General features: G+C 50.2%; 15 protein-coding genes. 2 read left to right on the top strand and 13 right to left on the bottom strand.

Annotated elements, in window-relative coordinates; all coding sequences use genetic code 11:
• Positions 1-11: 11 nt before the first annotated feature.
• The 4 genes from AC52PS_RS04870 to AC52PS_RS04855 all read right to left on the bottom strand — a co-directional run bounded on the left by AC52PS_RS04870 (position 12) and on the right by AC52PS_RS04855 (position 4,805).
• Positions 12-2,117 (bottom strand): hypothetical protein, encoded by a 2,106-nt coding sequence (locus AC52PS_RS04870; protein WP_495561915.1) that lies wholly within the window; start codon positions 2,115-2,117, stop codon positions 12-14.
• Positions 2,114-2,782: a tetratricopeptide repeat protein gene (locus AC52PS_RS04865; protein ID WP_495561914.1), complete on the bottom strand. Its 669-nt coding sequence runs from the start codon at positions 2,780-2,782 to the stop codon at positions 2,114-2,116. Before AC52PS_RS04865 ends, AC52PS_RS04870 begins: the two co-directional genes overlap by 4 nt.
• A gap of 42 nt (positions 2,783-2,824) precedes the next feature.
• A complete protein-coding gene (gene surE / locus AC52PS_RS04860; protein ID WP_495561913.1) occupies positions 2,825-3,577 on the bottom strand; it encodes a 5'/3'-nucleotidase SurE in 753 nt (250 codons plus the stop codon).
• A gap of 79 nt (positions 3,578-3,656) precedes the next feature.
• Positions 3,657-4,805, bottom strand: coding sequence for a galactokinase (locus tag AC52PS_RS04855; protein ID WP_495561912.1), 1,149 nt, complete (start codon positions 4,803-4,805; stop codon positions 3,657-3,659).
• Positions 4,806-4,893: 88 nt separating this feature from the next.
• Between AC52PS_RS04855 and lnt (AC52PS_RS04850) the strand changes: the two genes are divergently transcribed.
• The gene (gene lnt / locus AC52PS_RS04850) at positions 4,894-6,564 is read left to right on the top strand and encodes an apolipoprotein N-acyltransferase (protein ID WP_495561911.1); all 1,671 of its coding nucleotides are present in this window, start codon (positions 4,894-4,896) and stop codon (positions 6,562-6,564) included.
• A gap of 119 nt (positions 6,565-6,683) precedes the next feature.
• Here the strand turns inward: lnt (AC52PS_RS04850) and AC52PS_RS04845 are convergent, their stop codons facing one another.
• The 9 genes from AC52PS_RS04845 to rpsT form a co-directional block, all read right to left on the bottom strand.
• Complete coding sequence (locus tag AC52PS_RS04845; RefSeq protein WP_495561910.1) at positions 6,684-6,929, bottom strand: type B 50S ribosomal protein L31; 246 nt, start codon at positions 6,927-6,929, stop codon at positions 6,684-6,686.
• A gap of 78 nt (positions 6,930-7,007) precedes the next feature.
• Entirely contained in the window at positions 7,008-8,957 is a 1,950-nt protein-coding gene (gene rho / locus AC52PS_RS04840) for a transcription termination factor Rho (protein ID WP_495561909.1), read from the bottom strand.
• A 113-nt stretch (positions 8,958-9,070) separates the two neighbouring features.
• Positions 9,071-9,703 (bottom strand): CinA family protein, encoded by a 633-nt coding sequence (locus AC52PS_RS04835; protein ID WP_495561908.1) that lies wholly within the window; start codon positions 9,701-9,703, stop codon positions 9,071-9,073.
• A gap of 25 nt (positions 9,704-9,728) precedes the next feature.
• Positions 9,729-10,145 carry a bactofilin family protein gene (locus AC52PS_RS04830; protein ID WP_495561907.1) on the bottom strand — a complete coding sequence of 139 codons (417 nt, stop codon included), beginning with the start codon at positions 10,143-10,145 and terminating at the stop codon, positions 9,729-9,731.
• 56 nt (positions 10,146-10,201) lie between these two features.
• A complete protein-coding gene (locus tag AC52PS_RS04825; protein ID WP_495561906.1) occupies positions 10,202-10,423 on the bottom strand; it encodes a tetratricopeptide repeat protein in 222 nt (73 codons plus the stop codon).
• 41 nt (positions 10,424-10,464) lie between these two features.
• The gene (locus tag AC52PS_RS04820; protein WP_495561905.1) at positions 10,465-11,193 is read right to left on the bottom strand and encodes a response regulator transcription factor; all 729 of its coding nucleotides are present in this window, start codon (positions 11,191-11,193) and stop codon (positions 10,465-10,467) included.
• A gap of 135 nt (positions 11,194-11,328) precedes the next feature.
• On the bottom strand, positions 11,329-13,038 hold the full coding sequence (gene lnt / locus AC52PS_RS04815; protein WP_495561904.1) for an apolipoprotein N-acyltransferase: 1,710 nt from the start codon (positions 13,036-13,038) through the stop codon (positions 11,329-11,331).
• A 35-nt stretch (positions 13,039-13,073) separates the two neighbouring features.
• A complete protein-coding gene (locus tag AC52PS_RS04810; protein ID WP_495561903.1) occupies positions 13,074-13,376 on the bottom strand; it encodes an HU family DNA-binding protein in 303 nt (100 codons plus the stop codon).
• A gap of 112 nt (positions 13,377-13,488) precedes the next feature.
• Complete coding sequence (gene rpsT / locus AC52PS_RS04805) at positions 13,489-13,752, bottom strand: 30S ribosomal protein S20 (protein WP_495561902.1); 264 nt, start codon at positions 13,750-13,752, stop codon at positions 13,489-13,491.
• A gap of 161 nt (positions 13,753-13,913) precedes the next feature.
• On the opposite strand from rpsT, the gene AC52PS_RS04800 reads away from it, so the two are divergent.
• Entirely contained in the window at positions 13,914-14,654 is a 741-nt protein-coding gene (locus AC52PS_RS04800; RefSeq protein ID WP_495561901.1) for a lysophospholipid acyltransferase family protein, read from the top strand.
• The last annotated feature ends 93 nt before the right edge of the window (positions 14,655-14,747 follow it).

Here is a 14,747-nt window from a genome sequence, read left to right as displayed (position 1 = left end):
CTCTGCAGGGCTTAAAATTCCAGAGGTGCGAAGTATCCCGATTCATCTCTGCCGCTTTTGGTGAAGTGGGTTACCTCAACCTCTATAGGAAGATACTTTCTTCCAAAGTCAGCGTCAAACAATGAATTGGTTTGAAACAGATATATTCCGGTTCTTCTCCGTTCAAAATCCCGGGCCATCTCATTGAGTCCCCGGGGCTGGAAAAGACGGTAACGCTTCCCGCCGCTTTGCTCGAGTAGATATTCAAGGGCCGGATCCACCGTGGTGTCGCTCAACTGGATAAGGCTAAACCTGATGCTGTTATTCCGCAGATATGCCAGTGTCTGGTTCAAACCGATATTTTCGAAAGCCCAGTCGGGCAGACTGCCCCGGCCGATGAACACCAGCTCCCGCTTACTCTGATCCAGCAGCAACCGGTCTCCGGCCAGCCGGATTGCCTGATCCAGCCGCCACTCACGGTCCGCACCCAGGTTTTCAAGGATGGCAGGAATATTATCCGGATCATCTCCCCGGTCGTATTCAAGAACCGGAGACAGCCCTGCAGATACAACCCTGAGAGAGGGGGGGCTTTCCATGGATGAGATTGCTTGAAGGGTCTGATTCAGGGCTTCGACCTGGCGCTCACGGAATCCCCCGTCATTCCGGGCCTGGGAAGACTCCATAATCAGAGCAATACTGCTGTGGGTGTCGAAAGAGCCGCTGTACTCCAAATCCCAGCCGTTAAGGGGAAGCCCTTCTTCTGTAAGAATAAAGTTCTCTTCAGCCAACCCGAGAACGGGATTTCCAGCGAAATCCCGTACCGAAACTTCCACATGTATGTCGGGAAAATCCGCTGACTCAACCCGTAGAATTTCCACATGATAGCCCGAGTAAAGACCTGATAATCTGGACAAAAACAGAACCCGGCTGTTACGAAAATCACTTACCAGCAGATTATCGTTATCGTCCAGTCGGGCAGAAATGAACTGTGCATTCCGGTTCTGCGCAGCTTGGTGCAGCTCCCTCAGGCTCAAATCGGCGGAGTTAAAGCGGTGCACGGCGCTGCGGCTTGTAATGATAATTTCCTGCGCTGATTCAGCATAGATATCTTCAATTTCATCCAACCGGGGCATAGGAAAACTTTCGAGAATATTCCCGCTGTGATCAAAAAAATGAATTACCGGGGAACTGCTGCGGTTATCCGCGGCAAAGATCCCCTCCTCCACTGCAGTGATCCCCCCGATCTGGGAAAAGCCCTGAAACACCGACGGAGCGTCCCGGAATGCCGCCGGGGACCCGAAATGGAACAAGAGATTTCCCTGAAGGTCAAACTTTGCAATTCTCTGATTACCAAAATCACTCACGTAGAGGGCGGGCTCCGGGGAAATGCTCACGTACTGGGGACCAATGAGCTGGTTGTCGCCGATGCCGGTGCCACCGAAGCGCCTCACCGTGTTGCCCTGCATGTCCAGGACGGAAATGTTGTCCGAAAGGAAGTTGCTGACGAAAATTTCATCTTCGTAAAGATCAAGGTCATACGGGCCTGAAAGGGGGGTCAGCCCCCCGATGAGAGTATCCAGAATGCGTCCGCTTTGATCCAGGAGCTGTATGCTGTTTCTGCTGAAAGATGTGATGTAGCTTCGCCCCGTACCGTCGGGAACGATCCCTCCGGGGTGCAGCATAGAATTCTGATATTCCTCAGCTTCGAATTCCTCCAGGATCAGGTAATCCCGGTCTTCCCCCAGTTCTCCGGCGAGACTCTGGCGGGAGCGTACATGATCAATAAATGCCCGAAGGGATGGCGACGCCTCTCCGGCATTTTCGATTCGCTCCCACTCATTCAAGGCTGCATCTTCGAACCCGCTGAAATAGAGAGCCCGTCCCAGCCATTCTCGGGTGAGGTTATCGTCTGCCACAAAACTCAGACTTCTTTGAAAAGCGAGAATTGCCTCATTATATCGGCCCCGGTGAAAGCCCACCACTCCCTCTCTGAAACTCTCCGATGCATTCAAGGCGTTAAAATCCACCTGTGCCCAGAGGGGGGTGCTGCCTGACAGTAAAATGAGAAGCAACATGGCCGCTGCTCCCATGTTTTTGGTATCCGGCATTCCGGATCGGAACATCGCTAATCCCTTCATGTATTTATCATACCCGCTTTTTTCACTTGTGCAAAATGCTCCTGAATTTCCTTCTCATCCGGTGCAAGATCCCGGGCCTTTTTCAGGGCTTTCATGGCACCCTCAAGTTCGCCGCTCTTAAACAGAACCCAGCCAAGAGTATCCATATACGCCGCACTATCGGGCCTGATGTTCAACGCCTTTCGGATGTAATCCCGGGCCACAGAAAGCCTCAATCCCTGGTCGGCCATAATAAAGGCCAGGGAATTCAGTGCGGTGGGATTCTCCGGATCGATATTCAGCGCTTCCTCCAGATTCTTAATACTGCCTGGAATATTGCCCTGTTCATAGAAAATATACCCCAAAGCGGCGTGAACCCGTGCGCTTTCATAGCCCTCATCCAAAAGATGCTGAAATTCGAACTCAGCCAGCCGGAAGCGGCCGGTCTCCGCATATATGTAGCCGATCACCATTCTGCTCTGATACGCCTGGGCGAAATCATCTGAGGAAGCTATTACCTGGTCCAAATATATTAGGGCTTCATCGTACTGCTCCAGACGGGTGTAGCACAATCCGAGATAGTATGAGACCTGGGAATACTGATCCTCCTCAACATCTATGCTCCGGAAATACCTCAGGGCTTCCTGAAACTTGCCTTCCTTATATAGGTGTATGCCTTTTTGCACAGTACGTACTCCCCGTTATCACTTCAGCATTGCTGAAGCACCTTATATGATAAAATTCGTCTGTTCATACTCAGAATCAATCTCATTATTTAAAGGATGCAGATGAACCGGGCTGATAGACACCAGATTCTGACTTACCGCCTCCCAGTCCGAACCGGGCTCATCGCTGTTATCCACCGGCTGCCCGGCAAGAAACCAGTAGCGGTCTCCCGACGGGGCATCGAACCACTCCAGTGCATCCTTATACAGGCGCCTGCCCGGATAGGTTATGCGGATATCCTTTCCTCCTCCGGGAATATTGGGTCCATTAATATTGATAAAATGATGCTCGTCCCAGATTCGGATAAACGCCGCCAGGTTTTTCGCAACAGTTTCCGCCAGCGGAGCATAGTGCAACGGAGGATGAAATCCGTTCAGGCTCACCGCAATGGAGGGAATATTCATGTATGCACCCTGCCGGGCGGCGGCTGCAGTACCTGAGTAGGTGATATCAGTTCCCAGATTCGGACCTCTGTTGATTCCCGATACAATTACATCGGGACGGCCATCCATAATGCCCATTACCGCAGTCATTACACAGTCCGCAGGAGAGCCGCTGGTCTGATATTCCCGCTCCCCGATCTTCCGCGCCCGGATGGAGTCCCGAAGAGTAATGGAGTGGGACATACCGCTGCGTTCCCCGTCGGGAGCCACAACCCAGATTTCCGCATCCGGATGATGCTGCTGAATTAGGGTCTTGAGAATTCGGATTCCATCGCTGTCTATGCCGTCATCATTGCTAAGAAGTATTTTCATCTGTTGACTGTTTCCTTTGCTGCCCAGTTGTCCGATATTTCGCTGGAAAAGAACGCTGCAGTTTCCGTTGCTTCGAAAGCTATAATTCCTTCCGCGTGCCTTCCCCGGGGCTCACCTCAATTAATTCCGGGTGAAATCCGAAGATCCTTTCATACTCATCCATCCGCTCCCGGTAGGTCTCCATATGTTCTTTCTCAATAAGCAGAAGCACGCATCCGCCGAATCCCCGGCCGGTAAGACGGGCGCCGTACACTCCGTCCATCTCCATACTCCGCTTTACCACCCAGTCAATCTCCGGTACCGACAATTCCATGAGATCCCTCAGACCTTCGTGGCTGCGGAACATCTCTTTGCCGGCTTCGGCATAGTTTCCATTCTGCAAATATTCGTAAACATCAGAAACTCTCTGGTATTCCTGAGCAACATGGATGCAGACCCGCCGCCGGGACTCGGAAAGGATACCCAGACTGTGGCGAATTTCCCTGATACTCAAATTCCTGTAGTCTCTGCCCCCAAGTTTTTCTTTAAGCTGATTTATGCAATCATCGGTAAGCTGATGGCGCTCAATCCGATCCTCTTCAAATTCCTGGGGCGGAACCTTGGAGTCAAGTAACACCATTCGGACGCTTCCCGGTGTATATTCCATATGCTCTACACTGAGACTGTGGGTGTCGATAAGACTGATTTTACCAGGCAATGCATGATGACATGCGAGATGGGGTAAAAATCCGGTATCTTCATGGAGAAATGCCGTTTCCGCCTGGTGGGCGCATTGCAGGAGTTGAAGTTCGCTCAAGGGGAACTTCTGAAGTCCGGCAATGGCTCGGGTTGCAGCAACCACTATGGCCGCCGAACTTCCCAGACCAATACCGCTTGGAACATTGCCGCCCACAGTGACATTGAGCCCCTCTATTGTACAGCCCATATTTTGAAGTCCGTAAATGGAACCTTTAATGAGATTCGCCCATCGGTCTTCCCGCTTGTACTTAAGATTTGAAAGGCTGCATTTCTTCCGTTCATCCAGATCAGCCGCATAAAATTTAAAGCTGTGATCATCCCGGGAAGATACCGCCACGTACATGCGAAACGGCAGAGCAAAACTCAGGGCATGACCCTCGGCGAATTCCGTGTGTTCACCCATGAGATTTGCAACTCCGGGTGCAGAGACCATGACCCCAGGCTTGTGATGATATTCTGTTGTATGAAGTTCAACGTAATCCCGGTCCAAACAGTCCCCCCTGGACTTTGAAATAATAGTACCTGATTATCAGAAACGTATCAACAAAAAGGATTTTTCTGATATGCTCTCCTGTATTATGAAGCTACACAGACCCCATTACCACATAATTCTTCTCTTTCCGCCATTCTCAGCACTGCTGAACTGGCTTGCCCAGCCCAATGAGCTGTTTCTTAATGGAAACTGGCTATTCGGACTCATTTCCTATATTCCGCTGTATGTGATGTTTGTTACCCCCGGAATAAAACGGAACCAAATGCGACTTTCAGCCGTTATTTTTGCTGTGAGTTTCACACTATCAAGCTATTTCTGGCTGACAAATTTTGGAGAATACTCCCTATGGACCATCGGCGGGGTGACCCTTGCGTACATAGGATATCATCTTGCATTTTTCCGGCTCTTATATTTTTTATTAGCTCCGGTGAAAGATACCAGGATGCAGGTATGGATGCAGCCATCTCTACGCCCTCTCCTTTTCGCCCTGGCCTGGACCGCCTTTGAGTTCTTTAAAAGCCGTGGGTATCTTGCATTTCCCTGGAATCTTGCAGCCTATCCCTTCCATGGCTTCACCGTCTTTAATCAGATCAGCGAACTGACCGGTATCTGGGCTATGAGTTTTACCATTTTGTTCCTTCAAGCTGCTCTTGCCCAATATCTACTGGAGCACACAGCAGGAACTCCGGGAAATTCCTCCCCGGCAGCCCCTGCTTTTCTCCGGAGGTCAAACGACGCCTGGCGTCAAGTAGCTGCGGCGGCGTCAATAATCCTGATGGTTTCAGCGTACGGTGTGATCCGGCATGGACACATTTCCCGCATACAGCTCAACGATGAAACACCTGAACTGATCCTGCTCATTCAGCAGAATGTGGACAGCTGGGCGGAATCCGACCCTGCTGCGGGAATGTCTGTGGCCATGGATCTTACCCATAAGGGAATAACAGCGGCCCTGGAAGAGTACGGACGGCAACCGGATATCATCAGCTGGAGTGAAACCAGTCTGAGCTATCCCTACGCCCCGGACAGCAGCTTTTACCGGAATTTCCCCCGGGAACTGCCTTTCAGAGAATTTCTTCAGGACTTGGAAGGTTCTTTGATAACCGGTGCTCCTCTGCTTCGAAGCAGAGACCCGTTTGTTGCCATGAACGGGGTACTGCAGATCAGTCCGGAAGGGGAAATTCTTCAGGACTACGGGAAAATACATCTTATTCCTTTTGCCGAGCATGTACCCCTCACCGACCTGCCATTTATCAGTACATTTTTAGAGGAGGTTATCGGCATCCCCGCCAGCGGATGGACTCCGGGCGGCGGCATTAGACTGTTTGACTTCCCCGAACGGGATCTTCACCTGGGTACCCCGGTGTGTTTTGAAGATTCCTTTGCATATAACAGCAGGTTTTTTGTAAAGGAAGGAGCAGATGTCCTGCTGAATCTTACAAACAATGCGTGGAGTCAAACCTACTCCGCCCAAATGCAGCATCTGGTATCCGCCCGCTACCGGGCAATAGAAAACCGCCGCCCCCTTCTCAGGGCCACAAACGGCGGAGTAACCAGCATAATTATGCCGAACGGCGAGATTTCAGCACAAATCCCCATGTTCGAAGCAGACTATCTTCTGGCTGAGATTCCTGTTGCAACCGAAATGCCCGTAACTTTGTACACCCGCTACGGGGACTGGCTGGCATGGCTGTTAAGCGCAGGACTTCTGGCGGCCTTAATCCTCCGCTACCGCCGGGAATTCCTCAATCGATAGCAGCTGAGACTGTTTCCACACTCTTTGGGGCAGTATTATTTGATGAGGACACAAAAAAAGGCATACCCCGAAAGGTATGCCGTATTACCGGTATCATGCCGGTCTGCATCTGTGTACAATTATTTGATGTTGTACTTCTTTTTGAACCGTTCAACACGACCGGCAGTATCCACTAGCTGCTGCTTACCGGTAAAGAAGGGATGGGATGCGGATGAGATTTCCAGCTCATAGAGCGGATACTCGTTTCCATCTTCATGTTTCAAGGTCTTTTTGGTTTCAACGGTGGACCGGGTAAGAAACACGGTTCCGTTGGCAATATCCTTGAATGCAACGGTTCGATATTCTGGATGAATATCTTTTTTCATAATGTCACCTCTCGTATATGTCCTCCCCGCCGTTCGAGCCACCGGAAAATTAACCGGGCTCCCCGGGAAAGAGGATTATTATTCACCGGCCGGCGAGGTATTCATCGACCGCAGGAAGGCCTCATTATTCTTAGTTTTGCGCATCCTGTCAATAAGCAGTTCCAGTACCTCGTTATCTTCCATGGGATTAATCACCTTCCGCAACACCCACATTTTCTGGAGCTCTTTCTCATCCAGCAGAAGATCTTCCTTTCTCGTTCCTGAACGTTTAATGTTAATTGCAGGATACAAGCGGCGGTCGGCCATTTTCCTGTCAAGGTTCACTTCCATATTACCGGTACCCTTGAACTCTTCGAAGATCACTTCATCCATCCGGCTTCCCGTCTCTATGAGGGCGGTGGCTACAATGGTTAGACTTCCTCCCCCTTCAATATTCCGGGCTGCACCGAAGAAACGTTTGGGTTTATGCAGGGCATTGGAATCCACACCACCGGAGAGAATCTTTCCCGATGTGGGAACCGTCTGGTTGTAGGCCCGGGCAAGACGGGTTATGGAATCCAGGAGGATTACCACATCCTTGCCGTGCTCCACCATTCGGCGGGCTTTTTCCAGCACCATCTCCGCAACCTGTACATGCCGGGTTGCCTGTTCGTCGAACGTGGAGCTGATGACCTCCGCCTTCACATTACGCTGCATGTCCGTAACTTCTTCCGGACGCTCATCAATAAGCAGAACAATGAGATACACGTCGGGATTATTTTCCGTAATTGCGTTGGCAATGCGCTGGAGAAGAATGGTTTTACCGGTTCGGGGAGGAGCAACCAAGAGTCCCCGCTGCCCTTTTCCAATGGGGCAAAAGAGGTTGATCATACGGGTACTCACCTCTCCGTTTTTCGTTTCCATATTCAGCCGCTCATTAGGATACAAAGGCGTAAGGTTATCGAAGGGAATTCGGGTCTGTGCCACTGAAGGGTTGTCGAAGTTCACCGACTCAACCCTGAGCATCGCAAAGAAGCGCTCGCCGTCTTTGGGAGGCCGGATTTGTCCGTACACCGTATCTCCGGTTTTCAGATTAAAAAGCCTGATCTGACTGGGAGAAATATAAATATCGTCAGGACCGGGGAGATACGAGTTTTGGGGAGAACGGAGAAAACCGTACCCGTCGGGAAGGATTTCCAGGCTGCCGTAGGCGTAGATGGTTCCGTTGCGGTCTGTGTGGGCTTTCAGGATGGCAAATATGATCTCCTGCTTTTTCAAAGAGAGCATGTTTTCCTTGCTGATACCCATCTGGGCGGCAAAATCCCGAAGCCCCTGCATGTGTGTTGTTATGAGATCGTTGATGCTCAAGCTCTTGCTCATGGGCTTGGGCGAACCGGATGATCCGCCGTCCTGTGCCTGACCGCCGGGACTGGCCTGGTACCCGGAAGCATCTCCGTTGTCTTTTTTCACTTCCACCCTGACTTTTCGTTTTTTACCTTTATTGGGGCCCTTGCTTTTTCCGTTGCCCCCGGAATTTCGGGATGGAGAACCTGAACCGTTGGATGCTCCGCCGTTCCCGGAATTTCCGTTATCCGGATTTCCGCTTCGGGATGAGGACGATCCCTTCTGACCTCTGCGCTGGGGACCTTTACCATTATCTCCGCTTTTTCCCTGAAAGGAAGAACCGGATTGACTCCCCTCCGATTCTCCGTTGTCTCCGCCGGATTCGTTTGGGCCGGATCCATTTCGGCCGGATTTAGAACCCTCAGCGTCTGAGTCGCCTCTTCCGGATTCACCCTGCGGATCGGAGGTGGCATTAGAGGTGTTCTCTGTTGTGTCCCCGGCATGGTTTTGCCGGTTCGGGGAGTCGGATGGGGAATCATCCCTGTCCTCTGGCTTGTTTTCTGGGGTTTCGGGATTGCCGGCAGTGGCGTTATTTCCGGAATCTCTGTGTGTATCGCTATCCGCAGTCTTAGATGCGGCTGATTCTTCCTGAGAGGTTTCGTCTTCGGAATGCTCTTCGTTTCGTTTTCTTCTGATAATTGGCATAAATTCTCCAGATAGGTAGTCGGGGTTGGTTATATACTTACGTAAGCTGATTTTTGAAAGGAACGTATGTTGTATGGATTGCTATTCACTATAGTATGCTCTCTTTGAAGCTGTCAACAGTTCAGAAGCCGGTGAATCATTTGTATATTGGCTGATTCCACTGCCTTACGTCGGATCATGGCCCGGTCGCCGTGGAACAGCCACCTCCGGATGTCCGGATCCTGATTTTTCAAGCCTGCTGCAATATAGACAAGCCCCACCGGCTTCTCTTCACTGCCTCCACCGGGGCCTGCAATACCGCTCACCGCACAGGCTGCCGCACCCGGATTGATACTCAAAAGTCCCCGGTACATATTTTCAACAGTTTGTGATGAAACCGCGCCGTGTTTCTCCAATATCTCAGAGTTCACCCCCAGTATTTGCTGTTTCATTGCATTACTGTAGGTAACTGCCGAAAAATCAAACACACGGCTGCTTCCGGGAATTGCGGTCAGCTGGGAGGCCATAGCTCCTCCGGTACAGCTTTCCGCCAAAGAAAGCCGCAGTCCCCGGGACTCACAGACCTGGAGCAGAACCCTGGCTGTCAGCTCAGAAAGATCCCTACCCCCAGCGGAAACTAGATTTTGAGGGACGGAAAGAAGAATTCCTTCTCCTGTTTCCCGGGAAGATACTTCCGCACAGTCAGAGCCGTGCTCCACGTCAATCAGATTTCGGCTGAAGGGTTCATTTCCCAAAAACAGTCTCATGAAGGATGCATATCCTCTGGAGGGATCATTCTCCGTTCTGAATATTTTCCCGGAGCTCTTTTACCGGAGAGGAAAAAATATCCACGCTTTCTGCTTTCCGGATCATTTCGCAGCGTCCCTCGAAAATGACCCCGTCGGCGATCCGCAGTTTGGCCGATCGAACGTTTCCATAGATCTTGGCACTGTCCAGCATCTCCACCATTCCCTGGGCTTCAATATTGCCCCGCACGGTACCGCCTACAACCACATCCTGAACGAAAAGGTCGGCTTCGATCTCTGCGCCCTCTTCAATATAGAGAAAACCTCCGGATGAAATCTTTCCCTGGAACCGTCCGCTGATCCGCATGGAGCTGTCGAACTTAAGCTCGCCTTTTAAAAAAGTCTGGGAACCCAAGCGGGTTCTCGTGTGTTCCAGTACGCTCTTATCGAATGAGGATGACATGTGTGCTCCGTATGCTGGCTGCCACGCAGGGATATCTCACTGGATGCATTGCCGGTTTATTTTGTTTTCATGGTGAAGACTCCGTCCCAATCATCTTCAGGCGGATTTTTCAGATAATGTTTACAGCGCAGTTCATATACTCTGCTTGGACCGTCACTGGGATCTATTTCCCGAGCCTTCTGGAAGGTTCTCAGTGCTTCCTCAAAATTCATGAGTTTATAGTATTTTCGCCCCTGGGCGAAAAGATCAAGAAGCTGCTGTTTTTCTTCACTAATCATGGTCTACTCCGGGTATCCGCGCCTGCCTGCTGACCGCAGGCTTACATATTTACATTTTTTGCCCTGTAATTATTAAAATGCTTTTGGTACTTAAGTTCAAGGCTTTCCAGACTCACTTCGTCTTCTTTCAACTTGTCGCCCTGAACTTTCAGGTCCTGAACCTTATCCTGCAAACCGTTCAGGGTGGCAAGAGTTTCCTCAGTCTCGGCAATAACGCTCGTAATAAACTCTTGTACCGCATCCTTATTGTCCGTATCCAGGTTCTGGGCCATCTGGAGAAGATCTGATGTAGGCTTTTTCACATGATTGGTGAAATAAAGAAGACTGTTGTTCAGGCTTTCAGTGAGGGCAAGACGCTTTTCCCTTTGCAGAATCTGCTGGGTAAGATCCCGGCCTCTGAGAACCGCCTTAATTCTGGCAAGAACCTCGGAAAAGTTGAACGGCTTGGTGATATAATCCTCAACTCCCAATTCAAAACCTTCGATTTTATCTTTCACATCATCCATGGCAGAGAACATTACCACCGGAATATTGGAATATTCGGAATATTCCTCATCATTTTTCAGAATCTTCGTTACTTCCCAGCCCGAAAGCCTGGGCATAATATTATCGAGAATTATGAGATCAGGATTGCACTCCTTCACTTTCTGGAGCGCACGTTCACCGTCTTCGGCTTTTTCAACGGTAAAACCCAGTTTGGAGAGCATTACCTCAAAAAAATCGAGGTTAATTTGTTCGTCGTCCACTATGAGAATTTTCTCTTTCTGCATTATCAAATACCCCCAAAGGTTATTAATATTTTCACAGGAAACAAGGTTTCTGTCAATTGAGAAAGCACCTGTAGACAGATTACCTGTTTTTAGACAGATTATGTTTTTCTGCTTACTGCCCGGCTTTTTTTCTAGTTACCGCCCGGAATTTCCTGGAGAGCGGATGACCAGGAGGACTACCGCGGCAATTACAGATATAATTCCCGAAATCAGGAATATATAGGCAAACAGGTCACCGAGCCGAGTATACACCCCGTCAGAGGCGGTATATACGGGCACATCGCTTACTATATAGCTTTCTGTGAACGGCTCATTACTGTCTATAATTCTTCCGTTAGGATCTATGACCGCGGTCATTCCTCCATTGGTGGAGCGAACCATGCTTCTTCTATTTTCTGTGGTTCGAAAAACCGCCATGGCCAGATGCTGTGTAGCGGAAGGAATCGACTCCGCCCAGGAATCGTTGGTAAGATTTATGATCAGCTGCGCGCCCCGCTGTACAAAGCCCCTGCTGAGATATCCGAATGTGTCCTCAAAACATATGGGGGTTGCAAACTGAAGGGAATCCAGCTCTTCCAATCCCTGCTCCAGCCGGAAAATAGTCCACTCTTCCCCCTTTTCCCAAAAACTGGTGTCATTTTCCACAAGAAGCCTATGAAGCCAGGGAAATTGTCGCTCATAAGGAAAATGCTCGGTAAAAGGAACCAGATGAAGCTTTCGGTAAATCTCACTGTCATCCCTGTCCCTGTACAGGTAGACCGCATTGTAATCATTCCGGATATACTCCCCTTCCTCGTTAAGCCGAAGCTGCCCGTCACCGTTGCCCAGCAGCACCGGGACATTGGTTGAATCGATGTACTCCAGCAGCTCATCCACCAGTTCGTAGCGCTCAGGCTGGGTCCGGTATCTGCTGTGAAAATCGATGGCGGGAATGAAACTGGTTTCAGACCACACGACAAGTTCGGTATCCGGGGCTTGTTCAAGGGCCAGACGGGTCTGGCGGATACTGGCGTCCATGGAATTCCGGTATGCCCGGGTTCCCCCTATTTTCGGATCCACATTCTGCTGTACCAGAGCCATTTTCACCCTGGGGGCCTGACTGTAATCCACCTGACTTGCAGTACCGTAGCTTACCGCCAGCGCATGAAGAACCAGAATAGAAACCGCGGGAATGAGAAAAGGTTTACTTTTTACATTCCATCGTTCGGGGTCTGCAAGGATCTGGGCGGCGAAAAATTGGGGAAGTATAACCAGTAGGCTCACTCCCCATACTCCTGTCAGCGAGGCCACGTTCACAAGGGGAATGTTCAGATACTGGGTGTAGCCCACTATACCGTATGCATAACCCAGGAACCCCCGGGTCCGCAGGTATTCATAGCCCAGCCAGATAAAGAGCTGTGCGATCCAGGCGTATGAACCCATGCTGAGAACCGGAAGCTTCAGCAAAGGTATGAGCAGCAGATAGTATGCTGCATAAATTACCGGTACGATAAATATGGCGAGGGGATGAAAATTTACCAGCCAGAGATTGAATAGAGCATAGGTAAAAAACCCGATGAACGGGCCGTATACGGCCAGTCTCCATAGGGGTGCCCGGTGAATTGTCCACATAAGGGGAAGGAGGGAAACATAACCCAAAAGGCCGAATCCGTCGTGGGAAATATCGTTGGGATTGGCCAGATAAAATAAAAGAACCGACAGAATTATGCCTGCCAGTTCCTGAATAACTGAGCGGAAACCACGGGATTGGCCCGCCGGTTTTCCGGTAACATGTTCATGATCATTTTGCAGCACGGGGCTGCCCTGCCCGGATTTTCGGGAAACTTTCATGCTGCCTGATGACATTGCATCTCCTGAAAGATCATCATCCGTTCCATATGCTATTTCCGTAACGGCCAGGCGCTGTCTTTCAGCTCCTTACCGGGACGAAAATTTACAACACCGTGGTCTTCCACCTTGACGGTTTGGCCGGTCTTCGGATTTCTGGCTTTCTCCCGGCCCTTGCGGGTACGGATTTCGAAGGTGCCGAAACCTCTCAGTTCAATAATCCTGTCTTCAGATAATGCGTCTTTTACCTGGGAAAGCATCAGATCTATGATGTTGTGAACATTTTTTTTCGGCATACCTGTTGAATCGGAAATACTCTCAACTATTTCTGCCTTGGTCATTTTTACTTTGGACACAGATACTCCTTCTCATCCCCTATTCATGCGGTATGATGCTTTGAAGTGTATTGCGGGATGGGCGCGGTCAGAAATCTTCCGCCCCCCAGAATGAGGGGCGAAGTTTCCGCCGTTACTTCAAATTATTGAGATGTTTTGCCAGGCGGGACTTCTTTCGCGCAACGGTATTTTTGTGCATGATGCCCCTGCTGACAGCAGTATCAAGAAGCTTCCTGATAGTATTAAACTGCTCTTCCGCAGCTTCTTTGTTTTCGTCTTTGACGGCCACAAGAAATCTTCTCATTGATGTGCGGATTTCACTCTTTGCAGTCCGGTTCCGCATCCGGCGTCCCACACTCTGTCGGTGACGCTTTTCAGCTGTTTTTGAATTCGCCAAGGATTAACCTCCGTTGAAGTTTCGGTTACAATTGCTGTAAGCAACTGAATTGACACCGGACTCATAAGAGTCCGGAGTGTCGTAATACGGCTCACAGCCATATAACAGGCGGAAAAGCTATCAGATAAATCTTTAGCTGTCAATACAATATGCGAGGTCTTATGATTTTAATCGTCTATCTATCTATGGTGCTCATACATCTCATTTCAGTGGATCTCCGGCTTGCCTGGGCTAAACTGTTTCTCCCCCGGGACAGGGCCATGAGAGCAGTTGGGCGGATTGCAGAGAGTGCAACGGATTTTATTCTCCGCTGGGGAAGAAGAATGATCGGTTTGGATATCCGCCAGGTGCCTGATCACAACAGGCTTCCGGATCAGTTCATTGTTGTGGCAAACCATCAGAGTCTGCTGGATATTCTTGCAGCCCTTCACAGTTTTCACGGCAAAGGGCTGCGCTTCGTAGCAAAACGGGAACTCGGCCGGCACATTCCCGGAGCTTCCCGGGTTCTTCGCTACGGCAGGCACGCCCTGATCAACCGCTACACCAATTTCCGGGAAACCGCAGATATCCTCAGTTCATTCGCCCGGACAAGCATGCGGCGGGGCTTTAACCCCGCCATATTCCCGGAAGGCACCCGAAGCCGCGACGGGACCCTGAAAAAATTCAACCCCGGTGCATACCGGATTATTCAGACCCGCACTAGGCTGCCCACAGTGGTACTGGCAATAGACGGAGGTTCAAAGTACAGTCATTTTACAGACTTTTTACGGAAAAATGATTATCTTTACCGCACGAAGCTACTTACTGTACTTCCTGCTCCCGAATCCAAGGATGATATCAAAAAAGATCTTGAAAAAGCCCGGGAAATGATCGCCGATCAATTAGAATTTTGGCGCTCATGATCTTTGGTGCACCTGACCTTTTCCACAGCGGGTCAACGGACGCCGCAGATACCATAGAGCATCATCCCTATGACACCGACAGGCCGCATGGGG

It is taken from the genome of Salinispira sp., from assembly GCF_059431795.1.
This window is presented reverse-complemented; position numbering and strand designations above follow the sequence as displayed.